The organism is Tsukamurella paurometabola DSM 20162 (genome assembly GCF_000092225.1).
Taxonomy (GTDB): Bacteria; Actinomycetota; Actinomycetes; order Mycobacteriales; family Mycobacteriaceae; genus Tsukamurella; species Tsukamurella paurometabola.
The window spans coordinates 3,465,690-3,482,377 of the sequence record NC_014158.1 but is presented as its reverse complement, the minus strand read 5'-3'; the positions used below and the strand labels follow the sequence as shown (position 1 = coordinate 3,482,377).

23 protein-coding genes are annotated in these 16,688 nt (G+C 69.7%); 20 read left to right on the top strand and 3 right to left on the bottom strand.

The window, feature by feature from the left end:
• The first annotated feature begins 68 nt into the window (after positions 1 to 68).
• A complete protein-coding gene (infA, locus tag TPAU_RS16930; protein WP_005140011.1) occupies positions 69 to 290 on the top strand; it encodes a translation initiation factor IF-1 in 222 nt (73 codons plus the stop codon).
• Between the two features lie 75 nt (positions 291 to 365).
• Here infA and TPAU_RS16925 read toward each other — a convergent pair whose 3' ends face one another.
• Positions 366 to 1,088: a S1 family peptidase gene (locus TPAU_RS16925; protein ID WP_013127971.1), complete on the bottom strand. Its 723-nt coding sequence runs from the start codon at positions 1,086 to 1,088 to the stop codon at positions 366 to 368.
• Positions 1,089 to 1,323: 235 nt separating this feature from the next.
• Here TPAU_RS16925 and rpmJ point away from each other — a divergent pair, with 235 nt between their 5' ends.
• From rpmJ to TPAU_RS16835, 18 genes are all read left to right on the top strand, one after another.
• Positions 1,324 to 1,437 (top strand): 50S ribosomal protein L36, encoded by a 114-nt coding sequence (gene rpmJ / locus TPAU_RS16920; protein WP_013127970.1) that lies wholly within the window; start codon positions 1,324 to 1,326, stop codon positions 1,435 to 1,437.
• A gap of 188 nt (positions 1,438 to 1,625) precedes the next feature.
• Positions 1,626 to 1,997: a 30S ribosomal protein S13 gene (gene rpsM / locus TPAU_RS16915; RefSeq protein ID WP_013127969.1), complete on the top strand. Its 372-nt coding sequence runs from the start codon at positions 1,626 to 1,628 to the stop codon at positions 1,995 to 1,997.
• Complete coding sequence (gene rpsK / locus TPAU_RS16910; protein WP_013127968.1) at positions 1,997 to 2,410, top strand: 30S ribosomal protein S11; 414 nt, start codon at positions 1,997 to 1,999, stop codon at positions 2,408 to 2,410. The genes rpsM and rpsK overlap by 1 nt, the downstream gene beginning before the upstream one ends.
• 21 nt (positions 2,411 to 2,431) lie before the next feature.
• On the top strand, positions 2,432 to 3,037 hold the full coding sequence (gene rpsD / locus TPAU_RS16905) for a 30S ribosomal protein S4 (RefSeq protein WP_013127967.1): 606 nt from the start codon (positions 2,432 to 2,434) through the stop codon (positions 3,035 to 3,037).
• 83 nt (positions 3,038 to 3,120) lie between these two features.
• The gene (locus tag TPAU_RS16900; RefSeq protein ID WP_013127966.1) at positions 3,121 to 4,179 is read left to right on the top strand and encodes a DNA-directed RNA polymerase subunit alpha; all 1,059 of its coding nucleotides are present in this window, start codon (positions 3,121 to 3,123) and stop codon (positions 4,177 to 4,179) included.
• Positions 4,180 to 4,214: 35 nt separating this feature from the next.
• On the top strand, positions 4,215 to 4,916 hold the full coding sequence (rplQ, locus tag TPAU_RS16895) for a 50S ribosomal protein L17, sunset domain variant (protein WP_013127965.1): 702 nt from the start codon (positions 4,215 to 4,217) through the stop codon (positions 4,914 to 4,916).
• 225 nt (positions 4,917 to 5,141) lie between these two features.
• Entirely contained in the window at positions 5,142 to 5,963 is an 822-nt protein-coding gene (truA, locus tag TPAU_RS16890) for a tRNA pseudouridine(38-40) synthase TruA (protein ID WP_013127964.1), read from the top strand.
• Between the two features lie 119 nt (positions 5,964 to 6,082).
• Complete coding sequence (locus tag TPAU_RS16885; protein WP_013127963.1) at positions 6,083 to 6,733, top strand: DedA family protein; 651 nt, start codon at positions 6,083 to 6,085, stop codon at positions 6,731 to 6,733.
• 18 nt (positions 6,734 to 6,751) lie between these two features.
• A complete protein-coding gene (locus TPAU_RS16880) occupies positions 6,752 to 7,990 on the top strand; it encodes a type VII secretion-associated protein (protein ID WP_013127962.1) in 1,239 nt (412 codons plus the stop codon).
• Between the two features lie 43 nt (positions 7,991 to 8,033).
• Positions 8,034 to 8,333, top strand: a complete 300-nt coding sequence (locus TPAU_RS16875) for a hypothetical protein (RefSeq protein WP_013127961.1) — start codon at positions 8,034 to 8,036, stop codon at positions 8,331 to 8,333.
• A 1-nt stretch (position 8,334) separates the two neighbouring features.
• The gene (locus tag TPAU_RS16870; RefSeq protein WP_013127960.1) at positions 8,335 to 8,670 is read left to right on the top strand and encodes a YbaB/EbfC family nucleoid-associated protein; all 336 of its coding nucleotides are present in this window, start codon (positions 8,335 to 8,337) and stop codon (positions 8,668 to 8,670) included.
• A 30-nt stretch (positions 8,671 to 8,700) separates the two neighbouring features.
• Complete coding sequence (locus tag TPAU_RS16865; protein WP_245537807.1) at positions 8,701 to 9,000, top strand: hypothetical protein; 300 nt, start codon at positions 8,701 to 8,703, stop codon at positions 8,998 to 9,000.
• A gap of 2 nt (positions 9,001 to 9,002) precedes the next feature.
• Positions 9,003 to 10,373: a hypothetical protein gene (locus TPAU_RS16860; protein WP_041944481.1), complete on the top strand. Its 1,371-nt coding sequence runs from the start codon at positions 9,003 to 9,005 to the stop codon at positions 10,371 to 10,373.
• Positions 10,374 to 10,447: 74 nt separating this feature from the next.
• Complete coding sequence (locus TPAU_RS16855; protein WP_013127957.1) at positions 10,448 to 10,759, top strand: PE family protein; 312 nt, start codon at positions 10,448 to 10,450, stop codon at positions 10,757 to 10,759.
• 2 nt (positions 10,760 to 10,761) lie between these two features.
• Positions 10,762 to 11,772 carry a PPE domain-containing protein gene (locus TPAU_RS16850; protein WP_013127956.1) on the top strand — a complete coding sequence of 337 codons (1,011 nt, stop codon included), beginning with the start codon at positions 10,762 to 10,764 and terminating at the stop codon, positions 11,770 to 11,772.
• Entirely contained in the window at positions 11,769 to 12,494 is a 726-nt protein-coding gene (locus TPAU_RS16845; protein WP_013127955.1) for an ESX secretion-associated protein EspG, read from the top strand. Before TPAU_RS16850 ends, TPAU_RS16845 begins: the two co-directional genes overlap by 4 nt.
• A 69-nt stretch (positions 12,495 to 12,563) precedes the next feature.
• Positions 12,564 to 12,872, top strand: coding sequence for a WXG100 family type VII secretion target (locus tag TPAU_RS16840; RefSeq protein WP_013127954.1), 309 nt, complete (start codon positions 12,564 to 12,566; stop codon positions 12,870 to 12,872).
• Between the two features lie 30 nt (positions 12,873 to 12,902).
• Complete coding sequence (locus tag TPAU_RS16835) at positions 12,903 to 13,205, top strand: WXG100 family type VII secretion target (RefSeq protein ID WP_013127953.1); 303 nt, start codon at positions 12,903 to 12,905, stop codon at positions 13,203 to 13,205.
• Positions 13,206 to 13,266: 61 nt separating this feature from the next.
• Here TPAU_RS16835 and TPAU_RS16830 read toward each other — a convergent pair whose 3' ends face one another.
• Positions 13,267 to 14,781, bottom strand: a complete 1,515-nt coding sequence (locus TPAU_RS16830) for a type VII secretion protein EccE (protein WP_013127952.1) — start codon at positions 14,779 to 14,781, stop codon at positions 13,267 to 13,269.
• A 131-nt stretch (positions 14,782 to 14,912) separates the two neighbouring features.
• Between TPAU_RS16830 and eccB the strand changes: the two genes are divergently transcribed.
• Positions 14,913 to 16,331 (top strand): type VII secretion protein EccB, encoded by a 1,419-nt coding sequence (eccB, locus tag TPAU_RS16825; RefSeq protein WP_013127951.1) that lies wholly within the window; start codon positions 14,913 to 14,915, stop codon positions 16,329 to 16,331.
• Positions 16,332 to 16,457: 126 nt separating this feature from the next.
• Here eccB and TPAU_RS22475 read toward each other — a convergent pair whose 3' ends face one another.
• The gene (locus TPAU_RS22475) at positions 16,458 to 16,673 is read right to left on the bottom strand and encodes a helix-turn-helix domain-containing protein (protein ID WP_013127950.1); all 216 of its coding nucleotides are present in this window, start codon (positions 16,671 to 16,673) and stop codon (positions 16,458 to 16,460) included.
• Between the last annotated feature and the right edge of the window lie 15 nt (positions 16,674 to 16,688).

Here is a 16,688-nt window from a genome sequence, read left to right as displayed (position 1 = left end):
GGTACATCATCGGCGCCGCATTCCCGGTGCAACCGGCACTGGGACCAAGACACAGGATCGTGGAGGGTATGGCGAAGAAGGACGGAGCCATCGAGGTGGAGGGCCGCGTCGTCGAGCCGCTCCCCAACGCAATGTTCCGCATCGAGCTGGAGAACGGGCACAAGGTGCTCGCCCACATCAGCGGCAAGATGCGACAGCACTACATTCGTATTCTGCCCGAGGACCGGGTCGTCGTGGAGCTCTCTCCGTACGACCTGACCCGCGGGCGCATCGTGTACCGGTACAAGTGATCCGGTAGCGCGCAGACGACGAAGGCCCACCCCGGCGGGGTGGGCCTTTTCTCGTCGCGAGTCCTCGGCGGCGGGTCAGACCGCGAGGCGCAGGCCGCCGGCCGCGCCGAAGATGAAGCCGAGATCCAAGTACTGGGACTGGCCGGCCGAGCTGCCGTCCTTGAACGAGCTGGTCGCGATGCCGAGCACGGCACCGTCGGCCATCCGGATCAGCGGCCCGCCGCTGTCGCCGTGATCGCTGCGCACATCCGACAGGATGCGGTTGCCGGCCACGTCGATCACCCTGCCGCACTGCCAGCCGGTGGTCCGGCCCTGCCGGCACACCTGATCGCCTACCACGGCGCGGCCGACGATGCGCGGGTTGACGGTGCCCTGCCGGTTGGTCAGCGGCACGCCCGGCTTGAACGCCAGGGTGGCCCAGTCGGGCTCGTTCGGGTCGATGACGCGGTCGTCGTCGGAGATCCGCGGGGACGCCGACCTTTCGACCTTGCCGACGTCGGCGATGGTGCGATCGCGGCCGGGCACCGGAACGGCGACGGTCTGGCCGGCGTTGCCGCAGTGTCCGGCGGTCACGCCGACGCGGCGGCCGTCCGGAGTGAGGGCCATGACGCCGAGCGTGCACGCCTGCACCTCGATGCCCTTGTCGGTCTCCTTCTGCACCACGTCGATCTCGGAGCCGGGGCCGATCACGATGTTCGGGGCGGCGGCGACGGGGCCGGCGGCGATCAGCACGGATGTGGCGGCACCGAGGGAAGCGGCGGCCACGACGCCGAGGCGCCGGGCGACGGAGAACTGCATGCTGGTCCTTTACGTCTTCGGGGCGTCAGTCCAGTGCGACGGGACGCAGATCTCCCGCTGAGCGATGACGATCCAGACGGTAGCACGATGCCCACCTCCGCGGATTTGGGCGCGCGGGCTTCGGCGCGTACACTGGATCATCGCGTGCGTGCGCGGGTCTTCGCGTGCGCCGTGACGCTGTGCCGGGCTCCCGGTGCGGCGCCGAAAAACACTGAACACAAGGGATAGGACTGACGTGAAGGTCAACCCCAGCGTCAAGCCGATCTGCGAGAAGTGCAAGGTGATCCGCCGCAACGGTCGGGTCATGGTGATTTGCGACAACCTGCGCCACAAGCAGCGTCAGGGCTGATCACCCGCGCTTTGAGCGGTTCGCCGCTTGAACTGCAGTTTTGATGAACTCTCCGCACCAGCGGGGGCAGACGAGCCCCTGTAGGACCCCCGGCGCGGAGGCCGGGGCCTCGGCCGGCGTGAAAGCGCCGGAACCACCGAGGACGGACGGGGAGCAGACCTCCGACGAAGAAGAAGGAAACGCCAACAATGGCACGTCTCATGGGTGTCGATCTCCCGCGCGAGAAGCGCATGGAGATCGCACTGACCTACATCTACGGCATCGGCCGTACCCGCGCGACTGAGATTCTGACCGCTACCGGCGTGAGCCCGGATCTGCGCAGCAAGGACCTCAGCGACGAGGACCTCACCAAGCTCCGTGACTTCATCGAGGGCACGGACTACAAGGTCGAGGGTGACCTGCGCCGTGAGGTGCAGGCCGACATCCGTCGCAAGATCGAGATCCAGTGCTACCAGGGCATCCGCCACCGTCGTGGCCTGCCCGTGCGTGGCCAGCGCACCAAGACCAACGCTCGCACCCGTAAGGGTCCGAAGAAGACCATCGCCGGAAAGAAGAAGTAATGCCTCCCAAGTCGCGCGCCGCTTCCGGCGCCAAGAAGGGCGCTTCGCGTCGCCGGGAAAAGAAGAACGTCCCGCACGGCCACGCCCACATCAAGAGCACGTTCAACAACACGATCGTCTCGATCACCGATCCCGCCGGCAACGTCATCTCGTGGGCGTCGTCGGGCCACGTCGGCTTCAAGGGCTCGCGTAAGAGCACCCCGTTCGCCGCGCAGCTCGCTGCCGAGAACGCCGCCCGCAAGGCGCAGGAGAACGGCGTCAAGAAGGTCGACGTCTTCGTCAAGGGCCCGGGTTCGGGTCGCGAGACCGCCATCCGCTCGCTGCAGGCCGCAGGCCTCGAGGTGGGCACGATTTCCGATGTGACCCCGCAGCCGCACAACGGTTGCCGTCCGCCCAAGCGGCGCCGGGTCTAGGGAAGGTAGGAGAGAGAAACCATGGCTCGTTATACCGGCCCTGTCACCCGTAAGTCCCGTCGTCTGGGCGTCGACCTCGTCGGCGGCTCGGAGGCCTTCGAGCGTCGTCCTTACCCGCCCGGCCAGCACGGCCGCGCCCGGGTCAAGGAGAGCGAGTACTTGCTGCAGCTCAAGGAGAAGCAGAAGGCCCGCTTCCTGTACGGCGTGATGGAGAAGCAGTTCTCCCGCTACTACCAGGAGGCCAAGACCGCCTCGGGTAAGACCGGCGATGCTCTGCTGCAGATCCTCGAGACCCGCCTCGACAACGTCGTGTACCGCGCCGGCCTGGCCCGTACCCGTCGTCAGGCCCGCCAGTTGGTGACCCACGGTCACTTCACGGTGAACGGCGTCCGCGTGGATGTTCCCTCGTACCGCGTCTCGCAGTACGACATCATCGACGTCCGTCCGAAGTCGCTCGGCACCACGCCGTTCCAGATCGCCCGGGAGACCGTCGGCGAGCGGACCCCGGCGGCGTGGCTCCAGGTGGTTCCGTCGACCCTGCGCATCCTCGTGCACCGCGTGCCCGAGCGTGAGCAGATCGACGTTCCGTTCCAGGAGCAGCTCATCGTCGAGTACTACTCGAAGTAAGTAGTGCAGGCCTGTCGGCGGATTCGCCGCCGGAGGCCATCAACGGGCGTCAAATAGCGGACGCCCAGAGAGAAGGAAACTCAATGCTCATCTCGCAGCGACCCACGCTCAGCGAAGAGGTCATCTCCGACGCGCGCTCGAAGTTCGTCATCGAGCCGCTGGAGCCGGGCTTCGGCTACACGCTGGGCAACTCGCTCCGCCGTACGCTGCTGTCGTCCATCCCGGGCGCAGCCGTGACCAGCATCCGCATCGACGGCGTGCTGCACGAGTTCACCACGGTTCCGGGCGTGAAGGAGGATGTCACCGACATCATCCTGAACCTCAAGGGCCTGGTCGTCTCGTCGGAGGATGACGAGCCGGTCACCATGTACGTGCGCAAGCAGGGTCCGGGCGCCGTCACCGCGGGCGACATCGTTCCCCCGGCGTCGGTCACCGTGCACAACCCCGATCTGCACATCGCCACCTTGAACGACAAGGGCAAGCTCGAGATCGAGCTCGTCGTCGAGCGGGGCCGCGGCTACGTGCCGGCCGTGCAGAACAAGGCGTCGGGCGCCGAGATCGGCCGTATCCCGGTCGACTCGATCTACTCGCCCGTGCTCAAGGTGACCTACAAGGTGGAGGCCACCCGTGTCGAGCAGCGCACCGACTTCGATCGCCTGATCCTCGACGTCGAGACCAAGAACTCGATGACCGCGCGGGACGCGCTGGCTTCGGCCGGTAAGACCCTGGTGGAGCTGTTCGGCCTCGCTCGCGAGCTGAACGTCGAGGCCGAGGGCATCGAGATCGGACCGTCGCCGGCCGAGGCCGACCACATCGCGGCGTTCTCGCTGCCGATCGAGGACCTCGACCTCACGGTGCGTTCGTACAACTGCCTCAAGCGCGAGGGTGTGCACACCGTGGGCGAGCTGGTGGCCCGCACCGAGTCCGACCTTCTCGACATCCGCAACTTCGGTCAGAAGTCGATCGACGAGGTCAAGGTCAAGCTGCACGCGCTGGGTCTGGCCCTCAAGGACAGCCCCGCGTCGTTCGATCCGTCGCAGGTCGACGGGTACGACCCGGCCACCGGTACCTGGAGCGACGAGCCGTCGTTCTCGGGCGACGCCGATGGCGATCAGGACTACGCCGAGACCGAGCAGCTCTGAGCTGACAAGCTCGTCAACACCCCACAGGAGAAACAATGCCTAGGCCCACTAAGGGCGCCCGCATGGGCGGCTCGGCCTCGCACCAGAAGCACATTCTGGCGAACCTCGCGACCGCGCTCTTCGAGCACGGCCGCATCGAGACCACCGAGTCCCGCGCCAAGCGCCTGCGTCCCTACGCGGAGAAGCTGATCAGCCATGCCAAGCACGGCAAGCTGGCCAACCGCCGCGAGGTCATGAAGGAGATCCGCAACAAGGACGTCGTGCACGTGCTGTTCGCGGAGATCGCTCCGGCCGTCGCCGACCGTCAGGGCGGCTACACCCGGATCATCAAGACCGAGAACCGCAAGGGCGACAACGCCCCCATGGCCGTCATCGAGATCGTGACCGAGCAGCTCGCCGCCACCGAGGCGTCGCGTGCCACCCGCGTCGCCGCCTCGCAGGCAGCCGCCAAGTCCGCCGCCGTCGAGGCGGAGGAGATCACGGAGTCCGCGAAGGGCTCGGAGGCTGACGCTTCCGAGGCTTCGGATCTGCCGGCCGGTGCGCATGCGCCGCTGGAGGATCCGAACGAGGCTCCCGAAGGCTTCCCGATCAAGGGCAACGCCGATTCGAAGCTGTACCACAAGCCGGGTACCCGGTTCTTCGACTCGACGGTCGCCGAGATCTGGTTCGCCGACGACGCCGCCGCCGAGGCCGCCGGTTACTCGCTGCCCAAGTCGCAGCAGACCGACTCGGAGTAAAGCACCACAACGAAACCCGCCGCACCGCCAGGTGTGGCGGGTTTCGTCGTCTCTCACCCCGCCCTTCCCGACTCAACAGCGTTAGCCCATAGCGCGACCTGGGACTTCCGCTGCATCCGGTGCTACGTACGTGCGGGTCAGGTGCGCGTCGCCGCGACGACGGCGTCGATCGTGGCCCGCACCGGCGATGAGCGTGACTCGCCACCGGTAGAGTCTGACCGCGACATGACTCGCTATCGCCTCGACATCGCCTACGACGGAACTGACTTCAGTGGTTGGGCCCGCCAGCCGGAGCGGCGCACCGTGTGCGGTGTGGTGGAGGAGGCCATCGGCACCGTTCTGCGCACACCCGTGCAGCTCACCGTGGCCGGCCGGACCGATGCGGGCGTGCACGCCACCGGGCAGGTCGCGCATGTCGACACCGATCTGGCCCTGCCCGAGGGCCTGGTGCGCCGGCTCGCGCGGATGCTGCCGCAGGATGTGCGGGTCACCGCGATCGCCGAGGCACCCGCCGAGTTCGATGCGCGCTTCTCGGCGCTGCGCCGGCACTACGAGTACCGGCTCACCGACGCTCCGTACGGCGCGAATCCGTTGCGTGCCCGGGACACCGCGCCGTGGCGGCGGCCGGTCGACGTGGAGCGGATGCAGGCGGCGAGCGATGCCCTGCTGGGCCTGCACGATTTCGCCGCGTTCTGCCGGCGCCGGGAGGGTGCGACCACGGTGCGGGAGCTACAGCGCTTCGCCTGGCGCCGGGACGCCGACGGGGTGTGCACCGCCGAGGTCTCGGCCGATGCCTTCTGCTGGTCGATGGTGCGGTCCCTGGTGGGCGCCGTCGCGGCCGTGGGGGAGGGGCGACGTTCCGTGGAATGGGTGGCGGGGCTGCTCGACGAGCGCGAGCGTTCCAGCGCGATCAACGTGGCCGCGGCGTGCGGGCTCACCTTGGTCCGGGTCGACTACCCCGCCGACGATGAACTCGCCGAGCGGAATCGGATCACCCGCGAGAAACGCGAGGTCGACGGCGCCGCGGGCGGCTGCTGCGGAGATTAGACCGCGGAAGTCGTCGGGGGTGCGGGCGACGAGGACGCCAGGCGCGCGCTGGGACGTCCGGACAGACGTTTGCCTTGAGTTCACGGTGCGGTCGCACGTGCCCTGGATACTCGGATGGCGTGAACCCCTTCGATGTCACCGGCTTCCTCGGGTCCGCGGGCCTGATCGGCTTGATCGTGCTGATCTTCGTCGAGACCGGTCTGTTGGTGGGCTTCATCTTCCCGGGCGACTCGATCCTGTTCACCGCGGGCATCTTCGCCGCGCAGCCGCAGCCCTTCGCTCAGCTGTGGCAACTGCTGGTGTTCCTGCCGCTCGCCGCGATCGTCGGCGACCAATGCGGATACGCGATCGGCCGATATGCGGGGCCGAAGGTGATGCGCGGCCGGGTGATGAACTTCATCGGCCAGGGACCCGTCGATAAGACGTACGAGTTCTTCGACAAGTACGGGCCGTTCACGGTGCTGTTCGCCCGGTTCATCGGCATCGTGCGCACCCTGGTGCCGGTGCTGGCCGGGTTCTCGAAGATGGACCACCGCAAGTTCACCCTGTTCTCGGTGCTCGGCTCGCTGCTGTGGTGCGACGGGATCGTGCTCCTGGGCTATTTCCTGGGCGGTATCCCGCTGTTGCGCGACAACCTCGAAGTGCTGTTCATCGGCTCCGCGATCACCATCATCGTGCCGATCGCGATCACCGTGATCACCCGCCGCCGGGCCCGCCGCCGCGAGGAAGCGGCACGGGAAGTCGCGGAAACCGCCCCCGCCGACCGATAGCGCGCTACCCTCCGTCGCATGATCGGGTTGGGGGACCCGGAGCGCATCGTCATCGACTGCGCGGGGGACGACTGGTACATCCACGGGGTCGACGGTGCCGTGCGCACGATCAGCGCGCCCGCCGACGTGGCCGAATTCGTCGCGCCCGCCGAGTCCGTGCGCCGGTGGACCGGATGGTTGTCCGAAGCGGTGTCCGGCGGACCTCCGGTGCGGGGCTGGACGGTCCTCGCACCGAGCGTCTTCGGTGCGCCCCGACGGGGCATCGTGGCGACGGCGACCGCGGCGCTCGGTGCGGATGCGACCGTCATCGCCCGCGCGGAGGCGCTGGTCCGTTCCAGAGGCGTGCTGTACTGCCGCCGCGCCCTCGTCGTGGAGTGTCGCGCTCCGGTGGCACAGGCACACGTCCTCGACCTCGTCGATGGGCACTGGCGCGCCGTCGCCGCGGCCTCCCACCCCGACCCCGCGACCGCGGCCCGGGCGGTGCTCGACGACGATGTCGATCAGGCCCTCATCGATGCTCCGCCGGATATCGAGGCGGTGGTGCGCGAGGCCCTTGCGGCAGCGGGTCTTTGGCGGGTGGTGCGGATCGACCCTACCGCCTCGGAGCCGCTCCTCACCCGGCCGGCACGGGAGCCCGGGCCCGAGCCGGACCCGGGCGAGCCGGAGCGGAACCACCGCGGCGCCTTGCGGATCGGCGTCGCGGTCGCCGGTGTGGTCGGTGTCGCCGCCGCTGCTGTCGCCTGTCTGCCCACCGGTGCGCCGAGCACACCCGAACGGCCGGTGAACCCGCCGGAGGCCTTCCAGCAGGTCGCCTTCGACGGCACCGTCGTCGACCTGCCCCGCGGCTGGACCATCACCGAACCCGCGCGCGGGCGCCGCGTTGCCGAAGCCGGCGACGGCCGCCGGGTCACGGTGGTCCATACCCGGCTGCGCGCGCCCACCGATCGCGCGACGGTGGCAGCTGAATTGCGCACCGCACTCGATCGTCGTGACGATCAGCGGATCTCGGATCTGGATCCGGCGGGTACCGTCGCCGGTCGTGACGTGATCGGCTATCGCGAGCGGCTCGCCGCCGACCGGATCGTGGACTGGTACGTCGTCGTCGCCGACGATGCGCAGCTCAGTGTGGGGTGCGAAGCGGGGCGCACGGCCGCGCCACTGGCCGGTCCGTGCGAGCGCGCGGTCAGGTCCGTGCGCGCGGATCCGAGCGATTCGCCCGATTCGTCCGGCGCGCGCCCCGGATCGGGGTTACGGTGACATCGCTTCGGGTCTTGGGGGAGACACGGACAAGGGGGAATTCATGAGTATCGCCACGTCGACCAACGGCGGGCTGCGGGTGCGCGCGAACGATCAGGGCACGCCACTGCAGATCACCATCGAACCCGGTGAGCTGCGCCGCGAGCCGCAGGAACTCGCGAACGCGATCGTCCGGCTGTGCGCCGAGGCGGCCACCTCGGCGGGGCTGGCGCGCCGCGCGGAGCTCGAGCGTGCGGGCGTCGCGGAGCCGGTGTTACGGGCGCTGCGATTACCCGAGCCGCCGCCCCGGACGCCGTCGGCCGTGGTGGACGAGGGGATCGACAGCTGGCTGCGGAGGGGCTGAGATGAGCGCGGAGATGGATCGCATCGAGGCCCGCGTCGTCCACCAGCTGGGTGTCATGCGCACGGCCAGTGAGGATCTCGACGAGGTCCGGGTCACGGTGTCCAGCCCTGACGGCTCGGTCCGGGTGGAGCTCGACGGCGTGTGCGCCCTGGTCGGGCTCACGCTGACGCCGGCGGCGCTCCGGCTCGACGGTGCCGTACTCGGCCGCCGGATCGTCGACACGTGTGCCGTCGCGGCGCGCGAGGTGGCGGCCCGGCGGGGTGCCGTGATGGAACGTTTTCACACCGATTTCGCCGAACCGGGATCCGAATCGCCCGTCCGTGCGTCCAACTTCTAGACGACCGAATCGAGAGGCAAGCACATGTTCATGGCCATCAACTCGGCGATCGCGGCCTTCGGGGCCGCGAACGCCGGTATCGGGATCTCCGTCGCTACGGCGGGTTCGGTCAACGCCGCGGCCAACGTCGCGGCTCTCAATCCCGCGCTGGGGCTGATCGGACAGGACTTCCTGGCCGCGTTCACCGCGGCGCAGACCAGCTACACCACCTCGGTGGCCGAGCTCGCCACCGTCTACGGCGGCATCGCGGCATCGTCCGCCGGCACCGTCGCCGCCTACACCGCGACCGAGGCCGGCAACGCCGCCACACTGCTCTCCACTGTGGTGTAGCGGTGGCGGAGCCCACGACGCCCGGTCCCACGGCGCCGGGGGTCGCCCTGGATCCTGAGATCCGGGCGATGCTCGATCGACCGGTGAACGAGGTCCTCGCCGCGCTCGGGTTGCCACCGGTGCCGGTACCGCCCGAGAACCCACCGCAGCAGGAGCTGCCCGCCGCGCCGAAGGGCGTGCCCGAGGCACCCCAGGTTCCAGGATTCGACGTGGCCGGTCTCGTCAAACCGATGACGGACCTGCTGTCCACGTTCGGATCCGGCAAGTTCTCGGGACTCGATCCGTCCAAGGCGCTCGAGGGTGCCTCCAAGGCGTTGGAGCAGGGGATGAGTGCCGGGATGCAGGCCGTGAGCGCGCTGAGCCAGGCCTGGCAGGGGCCCGCCGCGACCGCCGCCGCGGGTAAGGGGACACAGGCCGCCGCCGGTACCGGGATGGTCGCCGAGCAGGGAGCCGAACTGTCCACCGCGGTCGGTGAAGCCGCCGCGGTGGTCGGCCAGGGGGAGGCGGAACTGCAAGCCATCATCGATTCGTTCATGGCGGTGATCTCCGCGCTGGGTCCCTCACTGTGGCTGCCGCCGGGCCAGATCGCCGCCGTCACCGCCGCTCAGGAGCACACCGACCATGCGCTCGCCGTGGTCTCCCGGGTGAAGGCGCAACTGTCCGCACTCTCGACTCAGGTGGGCGCGGCCGGGCGCAAGGTTCCCGTCACCGCACCACCCGCCGCGGCGGCGACGGCGGCCGCGGAGGTGGCGAGCGCGGTGATACCCGCTGTGGTCTCGGCGGCCACCGGCGCAGTGTCATCGGTGGGCAAACTGGCGACCGACACGGTGAGCGGCGCGGTGCAGACCGTGGCCGGAATCGCGAGCTCGGCGGGTGAGGCGGTCACCGGCCTGCTCGAGGACCAGGCCGGCGATGAGAACGATATCGGCGGAACCGATTCCACGGATACTGCCCGCGGCGACTTTCCGGTGACGGGTGTGTCCGGGAGTGCCGGCGTTGGCGGTGCCGGCGGTGGAGGCGGCGGCGTGGGCGGTCTCGGCGGCGCGGGGGCGGTGAACGCCGCACTGGCTCCGGCTTCCCCGCAGTCCCCGGCCGGACGCACCCCGGCGGTCGAGGGCGGGGCCCGCACCGTTGCGACGAGCGATGTGGTCACACGCGGCGGTACGGGCGGCGCAATGATGCCGATGGGCGCCGCGGCCGGTGCGCGGCCCTCGCAGGGCGGCGATCACTCGGTGCCCGACTATCTGGTGACCGGTCACAACGGCGAGCAGGTCGTGGGTGAGCTGCCGCTGGTCGGACCGCAGGTGGTGGGCGATGCCGACGGCGCGACCGCCGTCTTCGATGAGCTGCCCGATGTGGAGCTGCGGTTGTAGCCACGATCGGACGGAACCGCACCGGACTCCGGTGCGTCTAATGACTGGAACGACTTCGGGGGGAGTGGAACACCATGAGCGACAGCAGACTCAGCATGGCGCCGCAGGAGGTCCGTGACGTGGCGCGGGGCATCGAGCGGATCGTCGAAGACCTGCGCGGTGCGCAGGAGCGGTTCGCAGCGCATGCCGAGCCCGCCGCCACCGGGCGTGACGAGGTCTCGACCGCGGTGGCGCGCACGACATCCGAGATAGGGGTGGCGCAGCGCGCGCTCGGCGAGACCGCCGTGACCGACCTGCGGGTGCTCGGTGAGGCACTCACGCGCCACGCGGATACGGTGCAGCGGCAGGACTCCGACCTCGCCGACACGGTGCGCCTGGAGATCTGACGATGCAGTCCGACCCGCAGCCGCCGGGCTTCACCGGCGTCGACTGGTATTCGCGCCCCACGGAGCGGCTCGCCGCCGAGCTGACGGGCGGAGCCGGAGCGGGTCCGCTGTCCACGGCGGCCCAGGAGACCGCACGCCTGGCCTCCGCCTACGGGGCCGCGGCCGTCGCGCTGGACAAGCTCCTGGTCAAACTGGACGCCTCGCTCGATGCCGGAGGCGTGACGGATGCTCGCGCGCGGAGCGGAACGGAGGCCGCTGCGGCCGCCGCCGACAAACAGCGCCGCCGCACCGGGCCGTTGCCCGAATACGCACGGTGGCTCGCCCGGCACGCGGCAGACCTCGCCGAATACGCGGCGAAGCTCGCCGGGCAGGCGGCGGCCTACGAGACCGCGGCCCGCGCGATGCCCTCGGTCGCCGATGCGGAACGCATGCGGACCGACCGGGAGACCGCGCAGGCCGCTGCTGCGGCGGGCGGCGCAGATCCTGCCGTGGCCGCACTCGCCGGTGCCGCAGCGGATTCGGAGCGGGTCGAGCAGCAGGCGCACGGTACGGCGGCTGCGGTGATGGTCGGATTCGAGAAGGCGGCCGTGCCGCTGAGCAAGGCCTGGCGGTTCACCGATGCTCCGAAGCTCAAGACCGCGGACAAGGCGCGGGAGAAGGGCAAGAGCAAGGCGGGGTCGGGAACCGGTGGTGCCGGCGGCGGAGGAGTGGGTGTTCCGCCCACGCCGCTCGGCGGGTACGCCGCGACCACACCACACCGCGAGCAGGGCGGTACTGCGACGCGGCCCGTCGCGGCGTCATCGACCGGGAACACCGGCCGCGGCTTCCCGATGATGCCGGCCGGCATGCTCGGCGCCGGTGCGGCGGCGGGAGCCGCGACCAGATCGTCGGTGCATCCGTCGGGAGCAGTGCCCTCGCACTCGGACGACGACCTGCCCGAGGCGTTCGTGGTGCACACGGCTCCCGGCGTGCTCGGCGACCAGGGCGATGAGATGGTCGAGGAGGCACTGTGACGGTGCATGCGGTATCCGCGCTCCGGGCCCGGTTCGGTACGGAGATCCCACCGGTGCTGTGGTCCCCACCGGATCCGAGAGTCGGATCAGAATCGTCCGCAACGCCTCCCGACATCGAGCTCTCCGATGACGAACTCGCCGCGTTGCACGTGCTCGTGCTGCCCGAGGTGCGGATCGAGGGGCGGGCCACCGGCGAACTGGGCGCCAAACTGTGTCTGGCACGGGCGCGCGAGATCACAGCGCGGGTGGTGCGCCGGGCGGGTACCGCCAGCGTCGACCTGCCGTATTGCGACGGCTCCGCGACGCAACTGGCCCGGCTGGTGGAACCACTGCTCGGCGCAGCGCCCGCCGCAGATCCGGTCGTGGCGGCGTCGTTCGCCGCGGGCCCGGGGCATACGGCTCTCACGTGCGGGGGCGATGCTGCCGAGATCGCGTCGGAACTGCGCCGGATCGGCGTGGAATCCGAGTCCGCGCGGCTCATCGGCCGCGCCTTCGCCACCTGCGTGCGGGCCTGTGAATTCACCCTGCATGTCGGTGAGCGGCGGCTACCGGTGACGGTCGCGGTGATCGACGGCGCCCCGGGCCGGATCGTCGCACTGTCGGCGAACGACGGACCCGGTGGGGACGGATGGATCGCGATCGCGGAGGGCACCGCCCACCGTATCGGCAAGGCGCTGCGGCGCGCCTGCGAAGAACTTCCCGGTGGCGGCTGGATGCCGTAGCGGGGGACGGACTGCGCCATCGGGGCGAGGTCCGACGATGCCGGCCCGGCCGGTGGGAGGAGAAGGAAAATGGGGACATCAGCCGAACTGGCCGAGATGAAGGCCGGCGCCGATTCGCTCGAGGAGCTCGGTGCGCAGATGAACAGCGTTCTCGCTCAGCTGCGCTCCGACGTGGAGATGACGCGCAGCGCCTGGGTGGGAACGGCGCAGATCGCGTTCAACACCGTGATGACGCGGTGGGACGAGAACACCATGAAGCTCAACACCGCGATCAACGACATCAGCTCGATGCTCGCCGGAAACACCGTGAGCTACAACACCACCGAAGCCGAGAGCGAGCAGGACTTGAACTCGATCGGCGCGACGCTGTCGCTCTGATCACGACCGAATACAGAAGGAGGAGAGATCATGTCCGGTGACTTCATCAAGTACAACTACGACGAGATCCGCAGCGGTCTCGACGACATCAACCGCAAGTACGGCCTACTCACCCAGCAGGGCGATTCGATTCGTCAGGTGCAGAACAAGTTCGACAACGCCTGGCAGGACGAGCAGTCCGCTACCGCGTACCAGGCGGTGCAGGCGAAATGGAACGACAGCTTCGAAGAGATCAATCGTTTGCTCAACAGCGTGAGCATGGCGGCGAGTAACGCGGTCGACAACATGCAGGCCACGAACCAGAAGGCGGCCAACGGCTGGCAGTCGGCCTAGTGGCGCGATGACGGAGCCCGGCGATCACGGTCGCCGGGCTCCGTCATTGTCTCGGCTCCGCTCAGGCCACCAGGCGGACCGTCGCCGCGCCGCCGTCGGTGCGTACCGTGAGCATGCCCGGCTGCGGCTGGCTGAGCACCACGTCGGCCTCCATCACGGGGGAGATGCCGAGCGTCTCCATCCGCCATACCGTGCCGGTGGGCTCCATCGAACCCGGTGTCAGGCCCGCTGCCGTCCCGTCCAACACCGTGACCGTGTAGTCGGCCGGTCCGAGTGCGGAGAATTGCGGGGCGGCCGGATACCGCCAGCCCGAGATCCACAGTGCCTCTGGGGCATTGGCCCATTTCACCAGGGGTGCCCACATCGCGGGCCGGCCGGTGACGATCAGCACGCGCGCCCCGGTCGCGACGGCTCGCTCGACGAGCTGCCGCGCGGGATCGTCGGCAACCGAGGCCCAGACCGTGCGCACGCCGGCCCCGTGCAGCCGAGCGGCGACCGGACCGCCGAAGGTGTCGGCGCCGAGCAGCTGGCCGCATCCCGCCAACGGAACGTGGAGCGCGCGTAGGGCAGCCGTAGCGCCGGTGACCTCGCTGTTGCCGGTCCGCTCGGCGGAGCCGATGGTGGCGGCGGGGTGCAACCATGCCGCGACCCGGACGCCCGACGACCGGCGGTCCCCGCGGTCGTCGCTGCGGCGCAGAGTGATACCCGCCGTCGCGTACGGGTCGGCACGGATCAGCAGATGGTCGAGATCACCCGCGGCGAGCGCATCCGGGTCGGCGTGCACTGCACCGGCGGGCTCTGTGACCACGAGTGTGGACAGCTGCGCGGCCCCCACGGGGATGGTCGCGATTCCCTCTGCCGCCAGTGCATCCGCGATCCGGCGAGCGGCGAGGGCGACCACGGCGCTCTCGTCGCCTCGCCGGCGCGCGATCGCCGCTGCACAGTCGGACGGGTCGATGGAGACGGCGATCCGCAGGTCGCTGAGCGCCCACCGGGCGATCGGGCCGAGCAGCGCCTGGTAGCGCTGCCGTGGTCCGACCGGGTTCGACGGTGCCCGGCCGCCGGCGAACACGACGTCGATCCTGGCGGCGGGGGTGTCGGCATGCCGGAGGGCACGCGAGAGCACATCGAGTGGTACTGCCGGGTCATCACGACCACGCAGTGCTATCACTCGCGCGGCGCCGGGTACCGGCGCGAGAACCGCAGTGAGCAGACCGTTCTCATGGCGAACGCCGATGTCACCGCCGCCGGGATAGGGTGCGGCGCCGGTGGCGTGGACGACCTTCGGCGGGCGGTGCAGACGCTGCGCCACCCACTCGGCAGCGGAGACACCGTGGCGCCGGGTGAGGCTGGCACCGCCGACCGCCAGGGCGGCGGTCGCTGCCGCCCAGTGCGGTGCGCCCGCCGCCGCCGCGCCGAGGCCGACGGCTGCCGCCGAGCCCTCCGCGAACAGGACCGCACCCGCGGCAGGCCATCTCCGGCGTTCCCACCGTGGGGGTGCCGTGAGCGCTGCGGGTGCGGTACTCGGCACCGAATGCGCGACGCCGGTGGTCCGTGACGAGAAAGTCTGTTCCATGAATCATCCCCCGATCCGGCCGTCTCCCCCGAAACGTGCCGCCGTGGCGACAAAATACCGTACTGTTCGGATCGCAAGGCTCGCTTTGGGGAAAGCGGGCCACGGTGCACCTTGGGGGAGGGGTCGAATCGATGCGACGTCAATTGACCACCCGTGCGCAGGTCAGCGGGTACCGCTTCGTGGTGCGCAGGATGGATCACGCACTATTGCGTCGCGATCCTCGGATGATCTCCGATCCGATGTCCTCGCAATCGCGCTCACTGATCGTCGGGCTGATCCTGGCCCTGGTAGTGACAGGCGGCTGCGGGTTGCTGGCACTGATCCGGCCACAGGGAGCGGTCGGCAACTCGAAGATCGTGCTCGCGAAGGAGTCCGGGGCCCTGTACGTACGGTCCGACGATGTGTTGCATCCGGTCACCGGACTCGCCTCCGCGCGGCTGGTGGTCGGTGAGGCGGCTTCGCCCGCCCAGGTCAAGGACAAGCGCCTGCAGAGCTATCGTCGCGGCCCCGAGGTGGGCATCATCGGTGCGCCGGCGCAGATTCTCGGACCGAGCGCGGCGTGGAAGGAGGGCGCGACCCCGTGGCTGTTGTGCGACCGGACCACGCCGGCACCGGTCGACAAGCCGGCGGAGCGCGACCGTCTGGACACGCTGGTGACATCGGTCGCCTCGGGGGACGCCGACGACGGCGCGCTGTTGGTGAGTCGGGAGGGGAAGTATCACCTGCTGTTCGGGGGCGTCCGTGCCGCGGTGAGCGTCGACGATCCCGTGATCCGCAGGGTCGCCGGCCTCGACGGTGCAAGCGCCCGATCGGTGAGTGCCGCACTGCTCAACGCCTTCGCCGAGACCGACCCGCTCGCCGTGCCCCAGATCGCCGGCCGGGGGCAGCCTTCCGCCGTGATCGCCGGGAGCGCCGTCGGCGATGTGGTCAAGGTGGCCGACGCCGACCGGGAACGGCTCTACGTGGTGCTGGCCGACGGGGTACAGCCGGTGGGACGGTGGGCGGCCGATCTGATTCGTGCCGGAGACGCCCGGGCCACGTCGATCGAGACCGTACCCGCGGCCGTGGTCGCCGCCGCGAAGACGGTGCGCAGCGTACCGGTGCGCGATCTGCCCGACCAGCGGCCGAAGATCCGTGGTCTCAAGGATGCCCCGGTGGCCTGCGTAGCCGCGGGCGCCGATGGAAAAGGCGGTGGCACAGTAGAACTTCGTACTTTCCGGGCGCTACCCACGCCCGGTGCTCCGGTCACGCTGGCGGCGGCCGATGGTGCCGGTGACGACCTCGACCTCGCCTATGTGCCGCCGGGTACCGGCGAATACGTGCTGGCGGCGCAGCCGGGTGGCGATCGTCGCGACGGCCTGTTCTACGTCTCCGATTCCGGTGTCCGATACGGTATTCCGAATGCCGAGGTGGCACAGATGCTGGGACTCATGCACCAGGCCAGACCGGTCGCCTGGTCCGTACTCGGTGCCCTGCCGGAGGGGCCTGACCTGGATCCGAAGTCGGCCGCGATGACTCGCGACGGAACGCCGATCACCATCAGTCGCTGATGATGTGGCAGGAATCGATCGCCTCCTCGGCCGGTTCATCGCCTCGCGGCCGTGGTCCGATACGAAGCGGGTAGTCCAACCGGGGCCCGCACGGATGGTCCATGCGGGCCCCGGTGTGGTGTTCTACTACCGGGGATTCCGACCGCGTCCCGGCTCAGCGACACAGCTCTTCTTCACGGACCAGATGGCCTGGATGTCTTCCAGACGGAATCGGCGGGTTCCACTGGGAAGGTCGACTGCGGGGAGCTTGCCGGAGGCCGCCCACCGATTGATGGTGCGGGGCGACACGCTGAGCATCCGAGCTGCATCGGAGGTGGAGACGAGCCGCGGAACTTTACTCACGGTCCGGTGCCTCGA

Bases quoted from the DNA above. Each gene is read 5' to 3' on its own strand.
- truA (WP_013127964.1), top strand. From the start codon at position 5,142: ATGACTCGCTATCGCCTCGACATCGCCTACGACGGAACTGACTTCAGT.
- eccB (WP_013127951.1), top strand. From the start codon at position 14,913: ATGCGACGTCAATTGACCACCCGTGCGCAGGTCAGCGGGTACCGCTTC.
- TPAU_RS16875 (WP_013127961.1), top strand. From the start codon at position 8,034: ATGAGTATCGCCACGTCGACCAACGGCGGGCTGCGGGTGCGCGCGAAC.
- TPAU_RS16855 (WP_013127957.1), top strand. From the start codon at position 10,448: ATGAGCGACAGCAGACTCAGCATGGCGCCGCAGGAGGTCCGTGACGTG.
- TPAU_RS16835 (WP_013127953.1), top strand. From the start codon at position 12,903: ATGTCCGGTGACTTCATCAAGTACAACTACGACGAGATCCGCAGCGGT.
- TPAU_RS16870 (WP_013127960.1), top strand. From the start codon at position 8,335: ATGAGCGCGGAGATGGATCGCATCGAGGCCCGCGTCGTCCACCAGCTG.
- TPAU_RS16900 (WP_013127966.1), top strand. From the start codon at position 3,121: ATGCTCATCTCGCAGCGACCCACGCTCAGCGAAGAGGTCATCTCCGAC.
- rplQ (WP_013127965.1), top strand. From the start codon at position 4,215: ATGCCTAGGCCCACTAAGGGCGCCCGCATGGGCGGCTCGGCCTCGCAC.
- TPAU_RS16850 (WP_013127956.1), top strand. From the start codon at position 10,762: ATGCAGTCCGACCCGCAGCCGCCGGGCTTCACCGGCGTCGACTGGTAT.
- TPAU_RS16830 (WP_013127952.1), bottom strand. From the start codon at position 14,781: ATGGAACAGACTTTCTCGTCACGGACCACCGGCGTCGCGCATTCGGTG.
- rpsM (WP_013127969.1), top strand. From the start codon at position 1,626: ATGGCACGTCTCATGGGTGTCGATCTCCCGCGCGAGAAGCGCATGGAG.
- TPAU_RS16865 (WP_245537807.1), top strand. From the start codon at position 8,701: ATGGCCATCAACTCGGCGATCGCGGCCTTCGGGGCCGCGAACGCCGGT.
- rpsK (WP_013127968.1), top strand. From the start codon at position 1,997: ATGCCTCCCAAGTCGCGCGCCGCTTCCGGCGCCAAGAAGGGCGCTTCG.
- TPAU_RS16925 (WP_013127971.1), bottom strand. From the start codon at position 1,088: ATGCAGTTCTCCGTCGCCCGGCGCCTCGGCGTCGTGGCCGCCGCTTCC.
- infA (WP_005140011.1), top strand. From the start codon at position 69: ATGGCGAAGAAGGACGGAGCCATCGAGGTGGAGGGCCGCGTCGTCGAG.
- TPAU_RS16880 (WP_013127962.1), top strand. From the start codon at position 6,752: ATGATCGGGTTGGGGGACCCGGAGCGCATCGTCATCGACTGCGCGGGG.
- TPAU_RS16840 (WP_013127954.1), top strand. From the start codon at position 12,564: ATGGGGACATCAGCCGAACTGGCCGAGATGAAGGCCGGCGCCGATTCG.
- rpsD (WP_013127967.1), top strand. From the start codon at position 2,432: ATGGCTCGTTATACCGGCCCTGTCACCCGTAAGTCCCGTCGTCTGGGC.